Raw genomic sequence first — 571 nt, 5'->3', positions numbered from 1 at the left:
TCCCAAGCGGCTGTTGCTGACACCATCATTTCTGGTGCTGATGAGCCCATTGCAAGAATGGTCATACCGATCACTAAAGGTGAAATACCGACGTTGCGGGCTATAGCTGCAGAACCAAAAACAAGTTTATCTGCGCTCCAAACAAGTAAAACAAGACCGACGATAAGCAACGCTACGGCTTCGAGCATGAGAATTCCTAAGTATTAAATGAGTGAAATGAGTAACCGCTAATTTTGACCTTTTGCAGCTTAAAATGGAAGATAAACAACGAATAAATTAAAGGTTAGTAACGAAAATGTATGTAATTGTCACTCATTCAATCATTGCAAATAAAGTGACGATTCTGGTCTAGGATTTAAACACTTGGTGACGATCAGGCCATAATTTATGGAGAATAGCTTGAATTTGGTCGGCTTTATTTAATCGAACAGTGCTTTAAATTCCAAGCCAATGTGCTTATGATTGCAGCCTAATAAATGTACCGAAGCGGCGATAAGGGAACCCTTAGCGCTATTCGGAAGTGGATTGACTTGACAACTCTGCGAGCGTTAATGCTCTGACAGTAGAAGAG

General features: G+C 40.8%; 1 pseudogene. It reads right to left on the bottom strand.

The window, feature by feature from the left end:
- Positions 1–188: pseudogene (locus R7190_RS29435) on the bottom strand (calcium/sodium antiporter); the annotation flags it as partial.
- Positions 189–571: the final 383 nt, after the last annotated feature.

This window comes from Vibrio sp. 1078-1, assembly GCF_033340475.1.
This window is presented reverse-complemented; position numbering and strand designations above follow the sequence as displayed.